General features: G+C 30.6%; 16 protein-coding genes and 6 pseudogenes. 15 read left to right on the top strand and 7 right to left on the bottom strand.

Annotation, left to right across the window (positions count from 1 at the left end):
* Positions 1-48: 48 nt before the first annotated feature.
* The 3 genes and pseudogenes from ARADI_RS19770 to treB all read right to left on the bottom strand — a co-directional run bounded on the left by ARADI_RS19770 (position 49) and on the right by treB (position 2,933).
* The gene (locus tag ARADI_RS19770) at positions 49-1,149 is read right to left on the bottom strand and encodes a glycoside hydrolase family 65 protein (RefSeq protein ID WP_255420689.1); all 1,101 of its coding nucleotides are present in this window, start codon (positions 1,147-1,149) and stop codon (positions 49-51) included.
* Entirely contained in the window at positions 1,145-1,507 is a 363-nt protein-coding gene (locus tag ARADI_RS09385; RefSeq protein WP_119711879.1) for a hypothetical protein, read from the bottom strand. Before ARADI_RS09385 ends, ARADI_RS19770 begins: the two co-directional genes overlap by 5 nt.
* A gap of 35 nt (positions 1,508-1,542) precedes the next feature.
* Positions 1,543-2,933 (bottom strand): annotated as a pseudogene (gene treB, locus ARADI_RS09380) (PTS trehalose transporter subunit IIBC).
* 735 nt (positions 2,934-3,668) lie between these two features.
* On the opposite strand from treB, the gene ARADI_RS09375 reads away from it, so the two are divergent.
* The 7 genes and pseudogenes from ARADI_RS09375 to ARADI_RS09360 all read left to right on the top strand — a co-directional run bounded on the left by ARADI_RS09375 (position 3,669) and on the right by ARADI_RS09360 (position 8,781).
* Positions 3,669-3,818, top strand: a complete 150-nt coding sequence (locus ARADI_RS09375; RefSeq protein WP_182853178.1) for a hypothetical protein — start codon at positions 3,669-3,671, stop codon at positions 3,816-3,818.
* Between the two features lie 1,515 nt (positions 3,819-5,333).
* A complete protein-coding gene (locus ARADI_RS18040) occupies positions 5,334-5,678 on the top strand; it encodes a hypothetical protein (RefSeq protein ID WP_238149317.1) in 345 nt (114 codons plus the stop codon).
* A 182-nt stretch (positions 5,679-5,860) separates the two neighbouring features.
* Entirely contained in the window at positions 5,861-6,289 is a 429-nt protein-coding gene (locus ARADI_RS18035; RefSeq protein WP_238149316.1) for a hypothetical protein, read from the top strand.
* 241 nt (positions 6,290-6,530) lie between these two features.
* Positions 6,531-7,028 (top strand): radical SAM protein, encoded by a 498-nt coding sequence (locus ARADI_RS18030; RefSeq protein WP_238149315.1) that lies wholly within the window; start codon positions 6,531-6,533, stop codon positions 7,026-7,028.
* Positions 7,029-7,100: 72 nt separating this feature from the next.
* A complete protein-coding gene (locus ARADI_RS18025; RefSeq protein ID WP_238149314.1) occupies positions 7,101-7,394 on the top strand; it encodes a hypothetical protein in 294 nt (97 codons plus the stop codon).
* A 54-nt stretch (positions 7,395-7,448) separates the two neighbouring features.
* On the top strand, positions 7,449-7,769 hold the full coding sequence (locus ARADI_RS18020) for a hypothetical protein (RefSeq protein ID WP_238149313.1): 321 nt from the start codon (positions 7,449-7,451) through the stop codon (positions 7,767-7,769).
* 242 nt (positions 7,770-8,011) lie between these two features.
* Positions 8,012-8,781 (top strand): annotated as a pseudogene (locus ARADI_RS09360) (hypothetical protein).
* Between the two features lie 748 nt (positions 8,782-9,529).
* Here the strand turns inward: ARADI_RS09360 and ARADI_RS09355 are convergent.
* Entirely contained in the window at positions 9,530-9,754 is a 225-nt protein-coding gene (locus ARADI_RS09355; RefSeq protein WP_182853177.1) for a hypothetical protein, read from the bottom strand.
* Positions 9,755-9,898: 144 nt separating this feature from the next.
* A pseudogene (locus tag ARADI_RS09350) lies at positions 9,899-10,315 on the bottom strand (helix-turn-helix domain-containing protein); the annotation flags it as partial.
* A 1,553-nt stretch (positions 10,316-11,868) separates the two neighbouring features.
* Between ARADI_RS09350 and ARADI_RS09345 the strand changes: the two are divergent.
* Positions 11,869-13,847, top strand: a pseudogene (locus tag ARADI_RS09345) (oxidoreductase).
* 513 nt (positions 13,848-14,360) lie between these two features.
* Here ARADI_RS09345 and ARADI_RS09340 read toward each other — a convergent pair.
* Positions 14,361-15,323: a TerC family protein gene (locus tag ARADI_RS09340; RefSeq protein ID WP_119711876.1), complete on the bottom strand. Its 963-nt coding sequence runs from the start codon at positions 15,321-15,323 to the stop codon at positions 14,361-14,363.
* Between the two features lie 529 nt (positions 15,324-15,852).
* Between ARADI_RS09340 and ARADI_RS09335 the strand changes: the two are divergent.
* The 5 genes and pseudogenes from ARADI_RS09335 (at position 15,853) to ARADI_RS09315 (ending at position 18,273) form a co-directional block, all read left to right on the top strand.
* Positions 15,853-16,515 (top strand): annotated as a pseudogene (locus ARADI_RS09335) (DedA family protein).
* 224 nt (positions 16,516-16,739) lie between these two features.
* Positions 16,740-17,036 carry an ElaB/YgaM/YqjD family protein gene (locus ARADI_RS09330; protein WP_119711875.1) on the top strand — a complete coding sequence of 99 codons (297 nt, stop codon included), beginning with the start codon at positions 16,740-16,742 and terminating at the stop codon, positions 17,034-17,036.
* 81 nt (positions 17,037-17,117) lie between these two features.
* On the top strand, positions 17,118-17,444 hold the full coding sequence (locus ARADI_RS09325) for a phage holin family protein (RefSeq protein WP_369406995.1): 327 nt from the start codon (positions 17,118-17,120) through the stop codon (positions 17,442-17,444).
* Positions 17,431-17,718 (top strand): YqjK-like family protein, encoded by a 288-nt coding sequence (locus ARADI_RS09320; RefSeq protein ID WP_119711874.1) that lies wholly within the window; start codon positions 17,431-17,433, stop codon positions 17,716-17,718. The genes ARADI_RS09325 and ARADI_RS09320 overlap by 14 nt, the downstream gene beginning before the upstream one ends.
* Before the next feature lie 159 nt (positions 17,719-17,877).
* Positions 17,878-18,273, top strand: a complete 396-nt coding sequence (locus tag ARADI_RS09315) for a DoxX family protein (RefSeq protein WP_119711873.1) — start codon at positions 17,878-17,880, stop codon at positions 18,271-18,273.
* Positions 18,274-18,333: 60 nt separating this feature from the next.
* Here the strand turns inward: ARADI_RS09315 and ARADI_RS09310 are convergent.
* Positions 18,334-19,233 (bottom strand): annotated as a pseudogene (locus ARADI_RS09310) (LysR family transcriptional regulator).
* A gap of 112 nt (positions 19,234-19,345) precedes the next feature.
* Here ARADI_RS09310 and ARADI_RS18015 point away from each other — a divergent pair.
* Together ARADI_RS18015 and ARADI_RS18010 are read left to right on the top strand one after the other, a co-directional pair.
* Positions 19,346-19,510, top strand: a complete 165-nt coding sequence (locus ARADI_RS18015; RefSeq protein ID WP_238149312.1) for a cupin domain-containing protein — start codon at positions 19,346-19,348, stop codon at positions 19,508-19,510.
* A 252-nt stretch (positions 19,511-19,762) separates the two neighbouring features.
* Positions 19,763-20,044, top strand: coding sequence for a pirin family protein (locus tag ARADI_RS18010; RefSeq protein ID WP_238149311.1), 282 nt, complete (start codon positions 19,763-19,765; stop codon positions 20,042-20,044).
* Positions 20,045-20,196 lie beyond the last annotated feature (152 nt).

The following is a 20,196-nucleotide window of genomic DNA, read 5'->3' as shown; positions in this document are numbered from 1 at the left end:
CTTGCTAAGCGGCATGTTTTGCAGCCGGCAACCGCCGATAACGGTACATTAATAATTGGCGGGCGGTTTTGTCGGAAAATGCATAATATAAAATGGCAGAATAAATATCTCATCCCCAAAAATATGCCCTCGATAAGCTTCTCCATGCAAACCTCTGGCAGTAACAGAAACATCTAATTTATGTTTACCATTCGTTAATGGGGAGCAAGAAGCTAATAGATGGTAGGTATGTAAACGCAATAGTTTTTGCGTCATCATATCACCAGCAATGACAATATCACTTGCCTGCCAAAGCGTTTGCCAGGCAAGCTGACTCTTTGCTAACTGGGTAGCAAAATCAGGCAACTGCCATGAATTTACTTGCTGCCAATCTTGATTAAAAACAGTAGAAATAGCGATCGCTACATTTTTCTCTAACCGATAACAGTTATCTTGTTGAGCAGAAAAAGCCTTCTGTTGAACAATACTATTTTCATTTATCCTATTTTCGACATTATTTGGCGCAAAAAAATCACCGCTAATTTCTGTCGAAACGCCAATCCCAATTTGACTTTGAAAGGTTTTCGCTAATAAATAAGTTTTATGTTTATCAACACTTAAATCTTTTATTTGATAATGAGAGGAATTGAGTGAACGATAGCGTTCAACACCATAATTAAACGTTCCACCATCTGTTTTGGTACAAATGGTGATTTGATCAGAAAAATTTAAAGGACAAAATTGATATTCAATACTATAGTGCGTCATTCTTGCCGTATTAGCAAATTTTCGACAATCTATTTTTAAGTCACGCCCTTCTTGATCTTCAATTTGTAATTCACTAGATAAAATTCCTATCATTAAATCTAATCGACGATAAAGAGAAATAAGTTTAAAATCCGTAAGATTAACAAATTTACCTTGGCCAATACGTAACGAGATATATTGTGCATTGGGCGCATCAACAAAATCTTCATTATGAACTTGATGGCCATTTATTACAAAATTAGCTTGATTATAAAGCCCTGCAAGATAAGTTGCCGGATAAGTATCATGACTGATTACCATTTCAGGTAATGTCCCGCGTAACCCTAAATATCCATTTTCTACGGTCAATAAGGATTCAGTGGTATATTCCGCTTTGCCTGGATTATAACCGCAATAATCAATGCTCCAAATTATTGTTTATTGTTTCTCTGCTAAAGCATTTTTTAATGTCTTCTTCACAATCATCAATTAAAATTTCTACTCGAATAAAGGCGAAATTGAATATTTCAGAGAAACATTTCTCCATATCAACAACATCATCATTAGCAATTTTGATACGAAATGGCGAATAAAATGCTAACGCATCTCCTTTTAATATTCCCCCTTGAATATTGGCAAAATCTAATTTAATTTGTTTAATTAATTCTAATAACTCTAATATATTAATTTTCTGATAGGTTATCGGATAGGTTTTATTATTCATTTTGGCTTGGTAAACCACTAATTCTTGTGGTTTAAAAACAACATGCAAATAATTCAAATTCGCTATTAAAAATATATTAGTCAAATAATCCCTTAATCAGAAATAAGCGTACCTTTTCGCTGTTGGTAACGGTAAATTGCTATTGTCAATATAATTGGAACAACAATGGCAATGATTGTCGCAAATGAATAAACTAACCAATAAATCGGTTGGATAGAAAGAATACCAGGCAATCCCCTCACACCGATACCGTTTGAAAGTACGGCAAAAGCAGAACCTACCATGGCGCAAGGCAAGGGAAAACGATAATAAAGATTAACACTATAAAGCGCAGGCTCAGTAACGCCTAGATAAGCGGAAATTGCAGCCGGAATAGTCACTTCTCGTTCATTTTCTTTACGGCTAATAATAATGCCTACCACAGCAGAAGCTTGTGCAATATTGGAAAGCGCAATTATCGGCCAAATTGGCGTTCCACCCTGCGCTTGCATTATTTACAGATCTATATCCAACGTAGTATGATGAACGCCACTGATTACTAATGGAGGATAGGTAAAGCCAAAAATAGCAGAGCCAATTGAGGCAAAACCACCGAACATAACAAATCTGACTACTTCTAAAATTTCGTTACCTATCATTCGCCCTATTGGACCAAGTATTGCGTGCGCAACAAAAACAGAGATACTCAAAGTAATAATCGGTACAATCACAAATTTCAAATAACCAGGAACATAACGAAGTATAAATATTTCAAACCAACCTAAAAATAAGCCAACAAAAATAGCGGGAATAACTTGAGCCTGATAGCCTACTTTTTGGATAATAAATAGACCAAAATCCCAAACAGCAGGTAACTGACTATCTAAATTATAGGCATTCATTAATTGTGGCGAGGCTAATGTAATTTCCAGAATAATACCTAGTATTGGTGTTCCGCCTATTTTTTACTGTTGACCAGCAAATTGCTACCGGTAAAAAATGAAAAACAGCTTCACAAGGCAACCAGAGAAAATCATAAATCGGTTTTAGTGTAGGATAATAAGCCATTAGTGGCTTATTGTTTACTATTGGCTTCACCTAAAACATTCCTCAAGCCTAACAACAAACCGCCACAAATCAGCGCAGGCAGCAAAGGGAAAAAATTTCAGCTAGATTAGGAATTAACCGCGTCCAAAACTTTGTCTTTTTTTAATCGCTATTTTGGGCGCTTTTTTATCGTCGTCCCCTGTTGAGATATCAAATTGTTATTGAGAATTGCTTTATAATATTTATCTACATTGGTACCAATAACAATTTGTAGTTGCCCTGCTTGATTAAAACAACTTTTAACTTCTGGTAGTTTTTTTAAATCCTCTATATTTACCTTTTCTGGTTCATGTAAAATAAAACGTAATCAAGTCAAACAGTGGGTAAAACTACTTACATTATTTTTGCCGCCAATCGTAGAAATAATCTTGTTAATATGAATATGATTTATTGTTATTTTTTTAATATAATTTTAATGATTTTGTATTTTTACATAAAAAATATCTCATCAATAATCATATTACATAGAGATCAATCACAAAAATAGACATAAAATCAATTGAATTCAATTTTTTGAAAATTTATTATTTATGTTAAAAATATAATGGTAATTTCACGATTTTAATAAGTATTGGCTAGTATTATTTTTGTTTAAAATAAATATAACTTATTATGTAAATTTACTTCAATAATAAATTTTTTATTCTAATTTTTAGAATAAAAAAACACTTAATGGTTTTATTTTATTAAATTTTCAATAGATATTTTTAATAAAATATTTTTAAATTAAAATAAAATTCATCTTAATCACTATATTTAAATATATAGATTGAAATTTTACCAAATTGTATCTATAAATGTTATTACTTGATTTCAGTTGTTTTAATAACGTTTAACGTTGATCATTTTTTGTGCTTATTTAATGTTTTTAATAAACTTTTATACATGTCTAATTAATATAAAATCTTAATGTATTAAAAGTTAAAATAAATTTACATTTAAATGGCAAGTGTTATTTGAAAAATTTTTATTTGTATATCAATTGTAGAAAAAATTACTTCTATTTTTGTAGCAAATATTTTTATTCGATGCTTATCATAAAATATATTAATAATTATTATAAAATAAAAAAACATTATATATGATAAATATTTTTTATTCAAAACAAAAAAATAAAAGGTGGAAAATTAACATGCCTTATAAAAAAGTTATGTTTATTTCATTTGATACCATAACAGTTTCAGGAATTACAGTTGAAGCAACAAAATTAGCATGTTATTTAAATAATCGAAGTTTTGAATCCTTTGTTGATTTAGGTTATGACATAAAGATTGATAAATAAAATTTTGCCAAACTCTATTCATGTTATGAAAAATCAATTTTTTATAAGCATTTTAAATTAGTGCGAATTAATGATATATATTTATTAAAAAATTACAATGTTGAATTTATCAATAAAGTAAATAATATTTTAATTAATGGAGATACAAAAGCGAATTTAATAGAAAAAATAGTCTTCTGGAACAGGTAAATATTTTTGTAAATGCATTATCTGAATTAATATTTAATACATGGAATAAATTAGAGATCACTCATCTTGTTATTTAAAATAGAACATTGCCTGAGAATATTATCTATACTAAATCGCTTTATAAAAGTATAGAAAAATATAGTTTACAAAAAAATCTAGCATGTTTTATATTATGGAAAGATCATGATTTAATGTGGAACAGCGAAACATTATCAAAAAAATATGGTCAATAGCCTTGGTATTATGCAATAAAACCTATTAAATAAAAATATATAAAATATGTTACTTTAAATGATTAATTAGCCAAAAAGCTAAAAGATTGGAGTAATCAAGATATCAATATTGATGTTATACGTAACATGTATTTACTTAATAATAATATAATGAATATAAGAGATAGATTTAATATATCAAAAGATGATTTTTTAATCGCTATAACGACTAAAATCATTCCTGAAAAAAAAATTATAAAGAGATATTTATCTAGTAAGAAAACTTAACGATTTATATATAAAAAACAATAAATCATGCTACATATATTTAATTATTTCTGGTGATGAAAAAGAAAACAGTAATTATTCAAATTATCTAAGACAATACATAAAAAAACTAGAAATAGAGAATTTTATAAAATTTTCTGCCCGCTGCAGCATGACTTTATCGAAAATGAAAATAATAAGTCAACTATTCAAGATCTCTATTACTCCAGCGATATGGTTTAATTCTTAACATCATATGATTATGACAGTTATGGTAACCCAATAGGAGAAGCAATTAGTCATAAGCACCGTTATATATCCAAAAGTTACGAATATTATCATGAAGTTTATGGACAACATGATTTTAAAACTGCATTAATGAATATTTAACAAAAAAAATGGACTACCGGACGACGATTTTATCCATCGAATTTTTAATTTAATTAATGATCGAAATCAGACAGCCGCGTTAGTGAGACATAATTTTAATATAAGAAAAAATTTATTATCTAATCAGATAATAAATAAAATATTTAATATCTAGTATTAAAAATTAAATTTTATAATCTTTAATATGGATAATTTATACGTAGAGAAAAATTTATATCTATTGTATTCCATTTTTATAATGAAAGTGAATGATTATAAAGTGTCATAGAATGAATTTATAATAAAAATTTAAGTATAAGCTATTTGATCTTAGTAATACTGAATTAATTTTTGTAGACAATAATTCAACCGATAATTCTGTTAACAAAATTATTACTTGCCAAAATAAATATCACAACCTTGATATTCATATTATTAATGAAAGAATTCAAGGTGTTTCTTCAGCAAAAAAAAAAGGATGAATTATGCCTCCCAACGAGCTGAAGAACGGCGTGTTCAATTTAGTAATCAACAAAAACATTATATTTTATCAGCTGACGCTGATTGTATTGTATACCAATATTGGCTTGATAAACTTATCTACACAATGATAACACAAGATGGTGATTTAGGTACTTGTAATTATTTTTATGAGAAAAATAACTTTATCGAGCGACCTAACTTATATAAAGAAATAAAGAAAACCTTACGCTGCTATGATTTTTCATTTTCCTTATTTGGTGGCTTTCCTGATGAAAAGGATTTGCTGTTGAAAAAAATATGTATGATATTGTTGGCGGTATTGAAATATTTTACCAATTAAAAAATGGTAAATTTGTCTAACATTCATCTGACTATTGGGATTTTGGTATAAAAATTATTGCTTATGGTGAAAAACCGGTATATTCACCAAAATCATATGTAAAAATTAATAGTAGAAGAGTCGATACCTTATTATACGATGTTATTAATGGTATCGCATATGGTGAAAATGGCGTTATTATAATGAAAGATGTAAGGCCACTAGACCATCAATTAACTCATTATCAAGATTTAACCCCGAGTGATGCACAGCAAGCCTGGTTTTATTCAATAAAAGATTATATTCTGAAAAACATTATATTACCGGCACTATTAAATCCTAATATTTTAATTCACAACCAACAAGTTATTAATTTTTTTACGCCTAATGTTGCTAAGGATCTCTATAATAGAATTAATGAAATCAAAAATGAAACTAGTATTATTGATTTCAAACCGATACATTCTTATAAAACACCCGCATTCAGACTTTATTTTGAATTCAAAGATAAGAGATTCAACTCACTTCGCCATCATGTAGATGAAGACATAGGCTATCCACCACCACTTCCTGCCTGCTTTAACGCTATTAATAATAAAGATTTTAATAGATTTATTTATTATTTTTTGTGAAGATAGAGAATCAGGAGAAGCACAAAATTATTTTGCTAATGGTGGAGTATTCTAATGCAAGATACCTATATTGCTTCTCTTAATGATATTGATGAAAAATATCCTAGACCAAATATATGCAATATTTTAAGTAAAAAAGGAAAATACATATTTACTTGAATATGTAATTAAAGATCCTTTTAGTTGTCATATTTTTCCAGGCGATATCGACAATTATCCCTTAACCTCATTTTATGATGATATGAATAAGGAAATAAAAAATGCAGAAAATATTCATCTCTGGGTTTATATCCTAACTTGTCGTTATCGATGCCATTTTTGTAAATTTCCCACCATTATAGTGAATCCTAAATCAACAAAATCTGACAGTTTATTTAAAGAAATCGTTGATCTTAATATAAAAGAAGCCACTCTTTGGCTAAAACAAGTACCAAATCTTACTAATGTGAACATCAGTGAATTTAATATGTTTGGTGGTACTCCCTCTCTTCTGTCCGATAGCGAATTAAAAAAATTAATAAATTTTTATAAAAATAATTTTAACTTTTCATCCGCTACCATGCGATTTGAAGGAGAACCTGGTAGTCTTAATAAAGAATACTTATCGTCACTGAAAGAACTAGGTTTTTCTAAATTATCCTTTGGTACACAATCATTTCAGGATCATTTAATTAAAGCATATGGCAGAAAACATACTGCAAAGAATGTTTTAAAACTATTGCAAATGCTAATGCATTAGGTTTTAAATTGATTAGCGTTGACCATAATCTATGGTTTATTCGGTCAAACTGTTGATGATGTAAAAAACGATATGGAAATAATAAAAAAACTCGATATTTCGCATGTTGTTTGCACTAAATTACATATGAAAGAGTTTATGGAAACTAGAACCAGCGTATCGGGAGAAATAAATAGTTTGCGGCAGAAAAAAATAATTACTGTCGCAGATAGATCGATACCCAGTTTAGGAAAACAGTATCAACTGCTTGATTTAATAGATAAATATCTCGCCATGGAATATAACGCACACCCGACCATGTATTTTTATAAAAAAAATACTGACCCTGAAAAATGGAAAAGCCTTATTATTGATCTTAATAAATAGTATCCAAAGATAGCGATTGGCTTAGGTAGCAGCTCAAAATCTATCTCCTCTGAAATGATAAATATAACAAACTATAAACAATACAAAGAATCTATTAATAAAAGCCAACTACCTTGTCACTCTATTAGAGGTTTTTTAAACAATCAAAAAAGAATAAATGCTTTTAAAATGGCATTATCTAGCTTGATCCCAATAGATGATAATGTTTATAAAGCAAAATTTGATGGGGAAAGTGTTTTTACAAACCAAACTATTAATAATGCACTAACAAAATTACAGCTTAGAAAACTTATTTCTATTGATAATAACAGAGTTTTTTTAACTAAAGAAGCGGAGATATTAGTTGAATCCATTATTAACACCCAATTTTGTTAACATTGTTCAATTAAAAAAATAAACACTATTTATTTAATACCACATTTTTCGGCATGGCTTACAGACATGATAACGTCATTATCGCGACAGATGTATAAAACCGGTTATTAATAAGTGGCAACCGATACTCCGTGATGGCCACCCTATTATTTGTAATCAGCATTACACTAGATGGCCAATGACATAATATCTGGCAAGCGCCATAGCTGGCTGGCTGCGGCAAAAATGTAAGGAAATTATTAATGGAAAGAAAATATAACTCACCCTTACCCGTTTTTAGTCTTTATTACATTGCAATCGATACCGAGGCTAGTATCACACCCGCGCAATTCGAAACCTTCGTTCGCCAAAAAGGTGTCTATATTCCATGCTATCCTGGCTGGCGTTGGACGCTATTGCGTGGTCTCCGTGGCGAGCGGGTTGGACAATACCTGATGCTGTTTGAAATAGAAAGCACAGAACATCGTAATCGCTATTAATCTAGTAACGATAATAAAACAGAATTAGCCAATCAATTCTGGCAGCAACAACCACAAAAAGTACATGATATTCTTGCCGAATGGCAAAGTTATGGTACTTTTATTGAAATTCCAACTATTTACACTAATTATTAACTACTAGCTGAAAATAAAAAAAGTACCGTCTGTTATGGCCCATGCTATCAGGAATTACCTAACCAAGAGCCTATCGCCAGAATAATTTGGATCCGCAACCTAGCACTACGGCCTGGGATTAAGGCAGAAACATTTGAAACTTTTATTGCTGAAAACCACATCATCGAATAAAGGATTATCCCGGCTGGAAATTTCGCCTATTAAAAGGTGAACACGGAAATCGTCTGGATCAATATATCGTAATGATGGAGATTGAAAGTCTTACAGTACTTAATCTATTTTATCCAAAACCAGATATACCCACTGATGAAGCTGATCATTTTGCGCGTGCGCATCAGGATACTAAACTTATGTATAAAGAGTGGAAGCAATTTGCATCCTTCTCCGGCTCACCTTAAATTTATACTGATTATTTGTCAGTAACGAAAATTTAGGTTAAATTAATAAACCAGAAGTTCGACTGCAGTGATCAAGCTCCATAATCAAGCCATTCTGCTTATCACTGCTATGCGATATCGCTATAGTTGATGAAGAATAGTAGCTTTAAAATTACTCAATAATAAATTTATTAACACCTTTAAAGTATAAAAATCATTTAAACAGTAGTTTACTTATCTGATGAAAAATTAATATTTTTATAAGCAATTTAAAATATATATTTTTACTAGCAAATTTTTTATTTTTTCAAATAGCAATAATATGAGTCGTGTAGAAAAAATAATTATTTAAATTAACGTACTTAAGGATAATCATATAAACACTAAATTATTTTAAAATAATTACCACATTTCATTATTAATGAAAATTCATTTTACAATATTTTAAAATTATTATATTAATAATTTACACGAAACAACATCCATAATAAATAGCCATTAAAATAAAAAGTTAATTTATTATTATATTTAAATATAATACATTTATAAATCATTAGAATAACAAAAACAATTGAAATTATATATTAAAGTGATAATATTTAAAATCTAATAGTTATCGCTCAATGAAGTAATAAATATCATGTAATAAATAAAACAAAAAGATAACTTTAAAATAAAAGTTGGTACAGAAAAACTGCTATATTATATATTTTTGGTTTAATATTAGATTTTCTGGTATTTATTACATTATATTAATCACATATTAAATCTATACTCGAACTCCGATATTGAAAGGGGCATGATGGATAGCGAAATTAACTTTATGTTGCTTACCTAACGATATATTTTTATTGGATTTAGGAATAAAAGAAATACCTTTTCCATCACCTAATATATGAAAAATATCATCAATACTTGGAACTGAAATTATATTCTTATTATGCTTATCCATTAATATATTTTTTATTCTATCAAAACCTTTCGGTAACAACATGATTTCCGTTTGTATAATATTATTATTAATTAGTAACTCCATTTTATCTTTATAGTGATTTATAATATTTTCAGCTGCACCTAATTATAACTTAGAACATAGTGATAGGCTTTCAGTATTAGCAGGTGAATTCTCCTCTTCTCTTTAACCAATAAAAATATCTGCCTGAGTACAACATATAATATCTGATATTAAATGATTAGAATACTTTTTAATATCAACAAGGATTCCCGATTCAATTGAATCTATTTTTGATATTATTGAAGCTAGATCAGGAAAATAAGCATCATCTGTCGCTATATTAATAATAGACTTTTTACTATAAAAACCTAACATTAATTTTTTTGTTGTAGCACTTACATCTAATAATGTGGGGAATAATTCTTGATATAATTTTTCCCCATTAGAAGTTAATTTTACTCCTCTTCCTGAGTATTGAAAAAGTTGAACACCTAATTGCCCTTCTATTTCATTCATTCCATTACTAAGGGCAGAAGGAGATATACATAACTCATCTGCCGCTTCTTGAAATGTTCCTTTTTGGGCAAAAATTATAAATTGCTCAACTTTTTTGAGAAAAACATATTATCTTCTCTATTAAAATTTAAATAGAAACAAAATTTTATTAAAAAAACACCTTAAAATATATAAATAATCAGCTCAATAATTTTTATATTTTTAGAATTCTCAATGTAATAATATATAATGTAAACTTTTATTTTATCATAATATAGCTACATATAACTTCTCTCTATTAATTGTTATTACTTCTTATAACTTATAAATAATAAAATGTCACATACCTTTTTTTCATGTATTATTTACTTATCATCAATTTGTAATCATTTCTAAGAATAATAATGAAATTTTTAAAATTTATCATATTTAATCACTTACAATAATCTGTATAAAAATACATATATTTTACATTTTTAAAAAATAGAAACTATGATATTGTAAAATTAACAATTCTTAGTGCATTTAAATAAAAAATAAATAACTATAATATATACATTAAAATTAGCAAATTATAATATAAATTTTATTTTACTATTGTACATTACAAGACTTTTACATTTAATAAAGTTTATAACAAAAGGTTGTGAAATAAATTTATTGTTATAACATTACCTTCTTTGATTTATGGATTAAATACCAAATACTAAGTATTATATTCATCCTTATATTATAGATTTAATTAAAAATAAAAATTCTATTGTTAATATAGAATATTATTAATTTTATATGAAAAATGAACTACTACTCATCCGGATTATATTTATACAGAGGCCCATCATATTTTAGCATTAATTTTTTTATTCTTTATTTTTCGATTAAAGCCATTTCCATTCTTATAACTACCTATATACTTACAAATTTTACCAGTTTTTTAGTTTTATCTTACTCATCCGAAACCCAACAATACCTCAACATAATCAGATTAAACTTAATCATTAAAAATATTATCACTAAAATAAGAAAGAACTACCAAATACCTTATAAAACTATTTTGGTTAATTTTTTACTACACTAATCTTTGTCTACTTAAATTTTAGCTAAGTTTCAAAAATCATATACATATAAATAAACGCAATAATATAACTATTTTATAGTCTGCTCCCAACGACAGTAAGTAAAGTGAATACAAAAAATTGTCGATTACTATAAATAACTTTTCTAAATCAATATGTTAAAATTATACAACCATGCTTACTAAATATGTAGTTTATAACTGTCCTGTAAAAATTCAATTGATATCATTATGTGAAAATAGAGCTATGAAAAAGCCTAATTTTATCAAATCTCCTATCATTCAAATGTGACCCTACACTAAAATTAATAACATTTAACTACCAAAAAAATAAAAATTACATTTTTAGGCTTTTACAACGTTATTTATATCCTAACTATTTAGTGTAGGATGTTACGACAATTTAATAATCATAAAACAATACATCGGTAAATATGATAAAAATCACAATTTATTAATAATAATATAGTCTTTCAACTATTAATATAGGTTAAATTAAGATAATGTTTCTATAATTTGCGTTGCAATTGGCTATTAAGTAAAACAATAATCCAATACCAAGAAGCCATCAGACTTAGGTTACATGCAATTAAAAAACAGAGTAATTATGGGCTCGATGCATACTGGGCTAGAAGAGCATCCTCAAGCTAGTGTTAGGTTAACAAAGTTCTATGCAGACAGGGCAAAAAATAATATTGAATTAATTATTACCGGCAGCATCACCCCTAATCACCCTGGCAGCCTGACCAAACATGGGGCAACCCTAAATAGTAAGAAACAAATTTTTTCACCATAAAAAAATTACTCATGCGGTTCATCAAGCAGGGGGGAAAATCGCCTTACAGATCCTCCACGCTGGCCGTTATAGCTACCATCCTGATCTAGTTGCACCTAGTGTATTACAAGCTAGTATTAATCCTTTTTTGCCTAAATCACTCAGTGATACTGCAATTTTACAAACAATTAAAAACTATGCCAATTGCGCCGAACTTGCTTTGCAAGCGGGTTATGATGGTATAAAAATTATGGGTTCAGAAGTTTATCTAATTAACCAGTTTATTACCCGATACACTAATCATCGTGATGATTTATGGGGCGGTAGTTATCAAAATCGGATCCGCTTTCCAATTGAAGTCATTAAAGCTATTCGGCAACAGGTTGGGAATAATTTTATTATTATCTACCGACTATCTATGCTTGACTTAATTGAAAAAGGCTCCAATTAGGATGAGATTAAGCTTTTAGCAAAGGCGATCGAAAATACAGGCGCATCGGTGATTAGTACAGGTATTGGCTGACATGAATCGAAGATCCCGACGATTGCAATGATGGTACCAAGAGCAGGTTTTATTTGAGTCACTAAAAAATTGATGGGAAAAATATCAATCCCTTTAATTTGCACTAACCGTATCAATTCACCTGAAGTAACTGAAAAGATTTTATCTGACGGTAGCGCTGATTTAGTTTCTATGGCATCGGCCATTTCTTGCTGATGCAGAGTTTATGACAAAAGCGGCCAAAAATCGTACGAATGAAATTAATACCTGTATTGCTTATAATTAAGCCTGTTTAGATCAGATATTTGTTGGCAAACAGGCATCATATTTAGTTAACCCTAGAGCTTGCCATGAATTAGACTTTCCTTTCCAGCCAGTATTAAAACCAAAAAATATTGTTGTTATCGGCGCAGGTCCTGCCGGATTATCATTTGCAATAACAGCGGCAGAACGTGGGCACCATATTACTTTATTTGAACAAGAATGCCAGATCGGTGGCCAACTGAATCTTGCTAAACAAATACCTGGAAAAATAAAGTCCCAAGAAACTATTCGTTAGTTTCAACGTCAACTGACACTAAAAAATGTTACTGTTCATTTAACTAAAAAAGCCGCTGCTGAACAATTATTAAACTTTGATAATATCATTATCGCTACAGGCGTACTACCGAAAAAAATTCACATTGAAGGTATCGATCACGCCAGTGTCGTGAATTATTATGATGTATTAAAACACCATATTACCACAGGTCACCAGGTTGCAATTATCTTGGCTGGAGGGCTCGATTTTGATATAGCGCAATATCTTTGTCAAGAAACAGATAATAGTAGCCAAAGCATTGATGCTTTTACGCACCAATGGAACATTGATACCACTATATCTCAACCAGGTGGTATTCATCCTAAAGGTTAGCAGCACCTTGATTCTGCTCGTAAAATTTGTCTGCTGCAACGAAAATCAACTCGTGTTGGTGAACAGCTAGGAAAAACAACCGGCTGGATCCATAGCTTAAACTTACTACGCCATGGCGTTACTATGATGAATGATGTTAGCTACCAGAAAATTGATGATCAAGGGTTACATATTTATCATAACAAGCAAAAAAAGTGTTTGCCTGTTGATAACATCATCATCTGTGCTGGCCAACAATCACTTCGTACTTTAGCCAATGCATTATATGAATTAGGTAAGACACCACATATTATCGGTGGTGCTGATATTGCTGCAGAGCTTGATGCTCGGCGTGCTATTGATCAAGGAATGCGTCTTGCTTATACAATATAAAGAACAATACCAATAAGCGTGGATATAGCCGCCAAAAAGTAGCAAAATACAGAATAGTAAGATAGAACAAATATTGTTTTTTTTGACCTTTTTGTGATTAACAGTCGAAAACATAACCGATGTTGATACTAAAATAGGCGCAACAACTTTCATAGGACTAATAAATAAGTCGTCAAATAAATTATCATTCAGAACGCCATAAAATTAAAGACCCACCTAAAAGAATACGGCAAGTGGATCAATGAGTATTTGCATTACAAAGCTTCAATATACGATATTAGACAGTAAGCCAATATGTTTTTTTACATTGTTATTTCAAAGTATTTTTATGACGATAAAAAGATACCATCATAGATAAAAACAGATTTATTAGATAAACAATTAACTAACTCTTTTATTAATAAATTAACTAGCAGAACTCATTTTACTAATAGAGAAAGTAGCAATATCCATTTCTATCGTTGTTAATCAATATAAAGAGATACAACATATATAATATTTAAAGATATTTATTTAGTAATTAAGTAATTTTTTGTATTTATTAACAATATGATTAATGAATATCGTTAATGTTAAAATCCCCGCAACAATACTTAGCGATACAGCGGTTGGAATATAAAAAATATCCATTAATAACATTTTTATGCCAATGAAAATTAAAATAATAGATAGCCCGTACTTTAGCATAGAGAATTTTTCAGCGATACCTGATAAAACAAAATACATCGCTCGCAAGCCTAAAATCGCAAATAGATTTGAAGTCAATACAATAAAAGGATCCGTGGTTACTGCAAAAATGGCAGGAATGCTATCTACGGCGAAAATAATGTCACTAATCTCAACTAAAATTAATAACATAATCAATGGAGTAGGAAATAAAATACCTTGTTGACGAATAAAAAAACGCTCACCATGTAAAGTATCTGTCATGCGTAAATGAGAACCGATCCATTTTACTAGTGGTTTTTTATCAATCGATTGATCATTTTCTTTAACAAAGAACATTTTTATACCGGTAAATAATAGAAAAATGCCAAAGAGATACAAAATCCAATGAAACTGAGAGACTAGCCAACTACCTGTAAAGATCATGATAGTACGCAATACTATCGCACCCAATACACCATAAATAAGAACTCGGCGCTGTAAATTGACTGGGATTGAAAAATAATTAAATAACATTAACCAAACAAATACATTATCAACAGCTAACGCTTTTTCCAGTAAATAACCGGTTAAAAAAACCATTGTTTGGCGATTAGCAATCATTAGGATAGTTGTCTGTTTAAAATAAAACCATAAACCTAAGGCAAACAATAATGCCAAACTAATCCAAATAAAACTCCATACAACAGCCTGTCTTACTGTTATTTCTCTTCCTGGATGCTTACCCTGTAAAGAAATATCAATAAGTAACATGATCGCAATAACAACAGTAAAGATTGCCCACAATACGGGAGTACCAACAGAATGCATTTTAGCTCCTAGAAACGAAAAACGGCCGATTCCTACAGAAGGCTCAGCCGTTATAATCCATTTTAGTCTTTATAGGTTTCTATTCGACTAATTTAAATTATAAGTAAACCTTGCCAGTGGGCAAGGTTTACTTACAACACAAAAGCTACTTTAATATCCACCTGTGATGCCCGGTTTACCGGGTGCATAACACCGTAATGACTGTAGACCGGTTAAAGAAGTTACTCCACTTTGCTAGCTATTAAAATAAAAGATCTGCTAGCGAAACAAAAGATATAGGTAAATGTACTTTATGAATTGTAAAAAAATAAAATATTAAATAAAGAGTCAATTTCGAAAAATTTGCTATTTAGTTATTTATGATTTTGTTAGAGTATTACACTAGTCTAATATATTATGCTTATATCTGAATTTAATATTCAGGCTCATACTACAACCCTTTTTACTATGTTTACATTATCTCTAATAAGGGATAATAGGTAATAACTGCCAATTAGGTTTAAAGATCAGGGTATTTAGGAAACACTTGATGGAATTAGTTAAAGAACTTTTGTTTCACTCTGGCATCAAGATTACAATATGCTAATGAATCCTTCATTAGTATGGGCTATCTACATTATATCATTTATAATATTATTTTTGGAAAATGGAATATTACCTGCCGCTTTTTTACCCGGTGACAGCCTACTCATTTTAGTAGGCGTCCTAATAGCTAAAGGTACTATCAATTATCCATTGACATTTATTATCTTAACCGCAGGTGCCAGTTTGGGTTCTGGGTAAGCTATCTTCAGGGTAAATGGCTAGGAAATAATAAAATTGTGCAAAGCTGGCTTTCTCATTTACCTGAACATTATCACCACGTGCTTATGGCCTGTTTCATCACCATATATTGGCAGCGCTGCTTATTGGCCGCTTTCTTGCTTTTATTAGGACCATCCTACCTACCATCGCCGGCCTATCCGGTTTACCTGATAAAAGCTTCCAAATTTTTAATTGGCTTAGCGGATTACTTTCGGTATTGATCTTAACCACTATTGGTTATGTATTCTGTAAAAGCCCACTTTTTCAATACTATGAACGCCAAATCATGAGTATTTTGATGCTTATCCCCCTTGTTTTGCTTTTTATTGACCTAATAGGCAGTATAGCCGTAGTACTAAAGAAAAAATTTAAGCGCCGTAATCCCTAAAATCCAAGCTAACTTATGCTGTTGCCTACTTTCCTGGTAACAGCATAGCTTTCGGTCAAACTGTTTATCAAATTTTCATACCAGTATAATTATTTTTATATTTCAATATAACAAATTTTAAATTACCTTAAATGAGATATAGATTGATTTTATTGGTTCTTTTATTATTCTCAAAGAATAAGAGTGATGAAAATTAACATTATTTATTGAGATAGGTTAACGTTATGAAAAATAAAGAAAACCTGCGTACAGAATTAAAATCATTAGCAGATTCTTTGGAAGAAGTTTTGCACAATACAGAAAATAAATCCAAAGCAGAAATTGACAAAATTCGCCGTAAAGCAGAAAAAGCATTAGATGATTCTCGCCAAAAACTGAGTGATGTAAGCGGTAAAATTATTCATCAAACTAAGGAAGTTGCCGGCCGTGATAATGATTATGCACATGAAAATCCATGGACAGGTGTTGGTGTTGGTGCCGCTGTCGAACTGGTATTAGGCATTTTACTGGCTAAACGTTAATATGCGAGAAAATCAACATCCAGATGGACCGGCTAAAGGCTTGCTAAGCGCCTGACAACGGATAGTTCTATTCTTATTAATATGGTTGAGACAAGGCTGCAACTTGTTGCCGTCCAACTCGAACAAGAAAAGCAGACCTTTGTGCAACTGATTTCATTAGCCGGCACTACATTACTATTGATCACATTTGGCCTGATGAGTTTGCTGGTATTAATTTTTCTCATGGTTGATCCAGCCTATCGTATACAAGTCGTTGCGATTACAACCGCTGTTTTACTTATCCTAGCGTTATTAGGTACTTGCTGGACATTAAAGATAGCCTATAGTAAGACGCTATTAGCCGCAACCCGTGAACAATTAAAGCAGGATGTCAAACAGTTAAAACAGAATGAAGATGAAACTAAGTAAACGTAAACAACTGGTATTAAAAAAGCAGCAATTGTTGACTAATATTCAGCAGCAGCGTAATACGTTATCAGCTACGTCTGAACATTGGTTAACAATTACTGCATCTTATGATCGTACCTGGCAAAAAATGTTAGTTTTCAAACCACTGCTTATTGCTAGTTTTTCATTAATTGCACTCTATAATATCCGTACTTTATCGACTCAGTCGACGAGCTATAGGTGTTTGGAGGATAGCAAAAACTATACAAACATTTATAGCCAAAAAAAAACATAATCCATTTACGAATTGATAATAACAATTCACTCCTTTTTGACAAAAAACTATTCTCGATTAATTCATTCAATTTTTTTGCGTAATAGATTGAATTTTCTTAGCTAGTATTTTTAATAATGTAGGCTTTACTATAAATATGATGCTTTAAGAGAGAGCAATATGAAAAACATAGAGAATATCACTATCCTAGTAGCGCGTATTCTGATACCACTATTATTTATTTTTGCCGGATATGGTAAGTTTGATAATGGCTATATCGAAACTCAGCAATATATGCATGCGATGGGTGTCCCTGCATTTTTACTGCGATTGACTATTTTACTAGAGTTTGGCGGTCGGATTGGCATACTATTGGGTTTTTTAACTCGAACCATAGCTATTTTTACCGTTGCTTTTAGTCTATTAACCGCTTTTATTTTTCACTTCAACTTTGCCGAAGGCAATAACCAATTGATGTTTTTAAAAGATCTTTCTATTGCTGCTAGCTATATGCTATTAGCCATTCTCGGACCAGGCAAATTCAGTATTGATCACTGGTTAAATAAAAAATGGTAATAACTAAAGCTTGGGCGATCATTTTACCATCGCCCATAAGTAAAATTTAACCGAATATTTTTACGATAAATGAAAAGAATAGTGATCACTATTAAACAATTGAGGGATCTGACGTAAGCACCAAAATTTAGCTTCACCAATTTTGCCACAATGCCCAGGCCATAATAATATTGGTTTCTTGACTATACTCTGATCCTACGACACGTAATCATCCTGCTTTAATATCTTTTTCAACCAACGTATAAGGCATGGTTGCAACACCTAAACCGGCTAATAAAACGCGGCGTTTTTCATCGATTGAACTTACTGTTAATCTCTGCTGTTTATCTAATAATTGTACCGTCAAGACTGGCCGTTGTTTAGCGGTATCTCTGCAATAGCAATCCCACGATATTTGATCCGAGTCATGTAGGAAAGTGGCTCTGGCTCTTGATGAATAGGATGCTCTGGACTAGCAACACAAACATTATTAATCGTACAAAGTAAACGACTATTAATTTCAGGTGAAGAGCAAAAATGCAAATCAGGCGCAATAACAATATCTGCCTTACCCGTTTCTAAACACTCCCATGCTCCCGCTAATACTTCAGTTAATAAAGAGAGTTGAGTTTCCGATTTTTGTGCCAATTTATCGACTAAAGGAAAAAGCGTTGAGACGGGGATCAATGCTTCACAAACAATGGTAAGATAGGGTTCCCAACCACGCGCCAATGCTTCAGCATCAACAACAAGTTTATCTGCTACTTCTAACAACATCCAACCAACATCAGTAAAACGTGTTCGATGGCCAGAGCGATCAAAAAGCACCATATCAAGTTCTTCTTATAATTTTTGCATCGTATAACTTAATTCATAAAGAACTTTACCCAATTCATCAGCTGCAGCTGCAAAACTTCCGCGTCGATCAATGGCATTCATTACGCGTAATGCATCTAATGTTAGTGTGCACTCTTTACTCATAAAGGATCTCAATAAAGAAATTTGAATATTTAACTCAGATTAACTAGCTAACAATTTTACGTCTAGTTAATTATTATTTTTGATCATAAATTATCTGAACGGTAAAGTTACTATGATAATTTCTAGAATACAAAAACATTGTGGTCATGCTGATTTTGGTTGGCTACAAGCGCAATATACCTTCTCTTTTGGTCACTATTTTGATCCTGATTTTACCCACTATGGCGCTTTGCGAGTATTAAATCGAGAAACTATTGCGCCAAAAGCAGCTTGTTAGGCCAAAACCCCCAATATCGATATCATTAATCTTGTTTTACAGGGCTACGCTGAATTCCATTATAGCGAAGGAAATGGCATTCATCAATCTGAAAATGAGTGTTTACTTTTATCTCCGATACCTAATATAAGTTATAGCGAACACAATGTTAGTCACGAAAAACCGTTAATACAATTACAACTATGGATAAATGCCTGCGTTGAATATTTCTGCCAACCGCCGCAAAAACGTAAACTCGCTAATAATAATGCATTGACATTACTTGCTTCACCAAATGGTTCGGAAAATAGCTTAAAAATCCGCCAACAAACTTTGATTAGTTATATTTATTTAAAGACAGAACAAAGCATGATGCTTAGTCTGAAAGGAAAAAATAGTTATCTATATTCTATTACAGGAATAGTAAAATTAACAAACAACAATCACAAGATAGCTTATATTCACTGTAGTGATGGTGCATTTTTAATGCAGGAACAAAAGGTAAAATTTACTGCCCAAACAGATTTTCGTGGCATATTGATTTATTTAAACTAAACATAAAATTGATAACTTTCAATAAAATATTTAATAAAAAGATCGACAGCCAATAAAAGTGATAAAATAAATACAGTTGTTTTAATAGATATAATTTATTTGGATGTCAGTGATAGCCTTTTTATCAAATTTATAACTAGGATATCATCTTC

The sequence above is a fragment of the Arsenophonus endosymbiont of Aleurodicus floccissimus genome (assembly GCF_900343025.1).
Lineage (GTDB): Bacteria > Pseudomonadota > Gammaproteobacteria > Enterobacterales > Enterobacteriaceae > Arsenophonus.
This window is presented reverse-complemented; position numbering and strand designations above follow the sequence as displayed.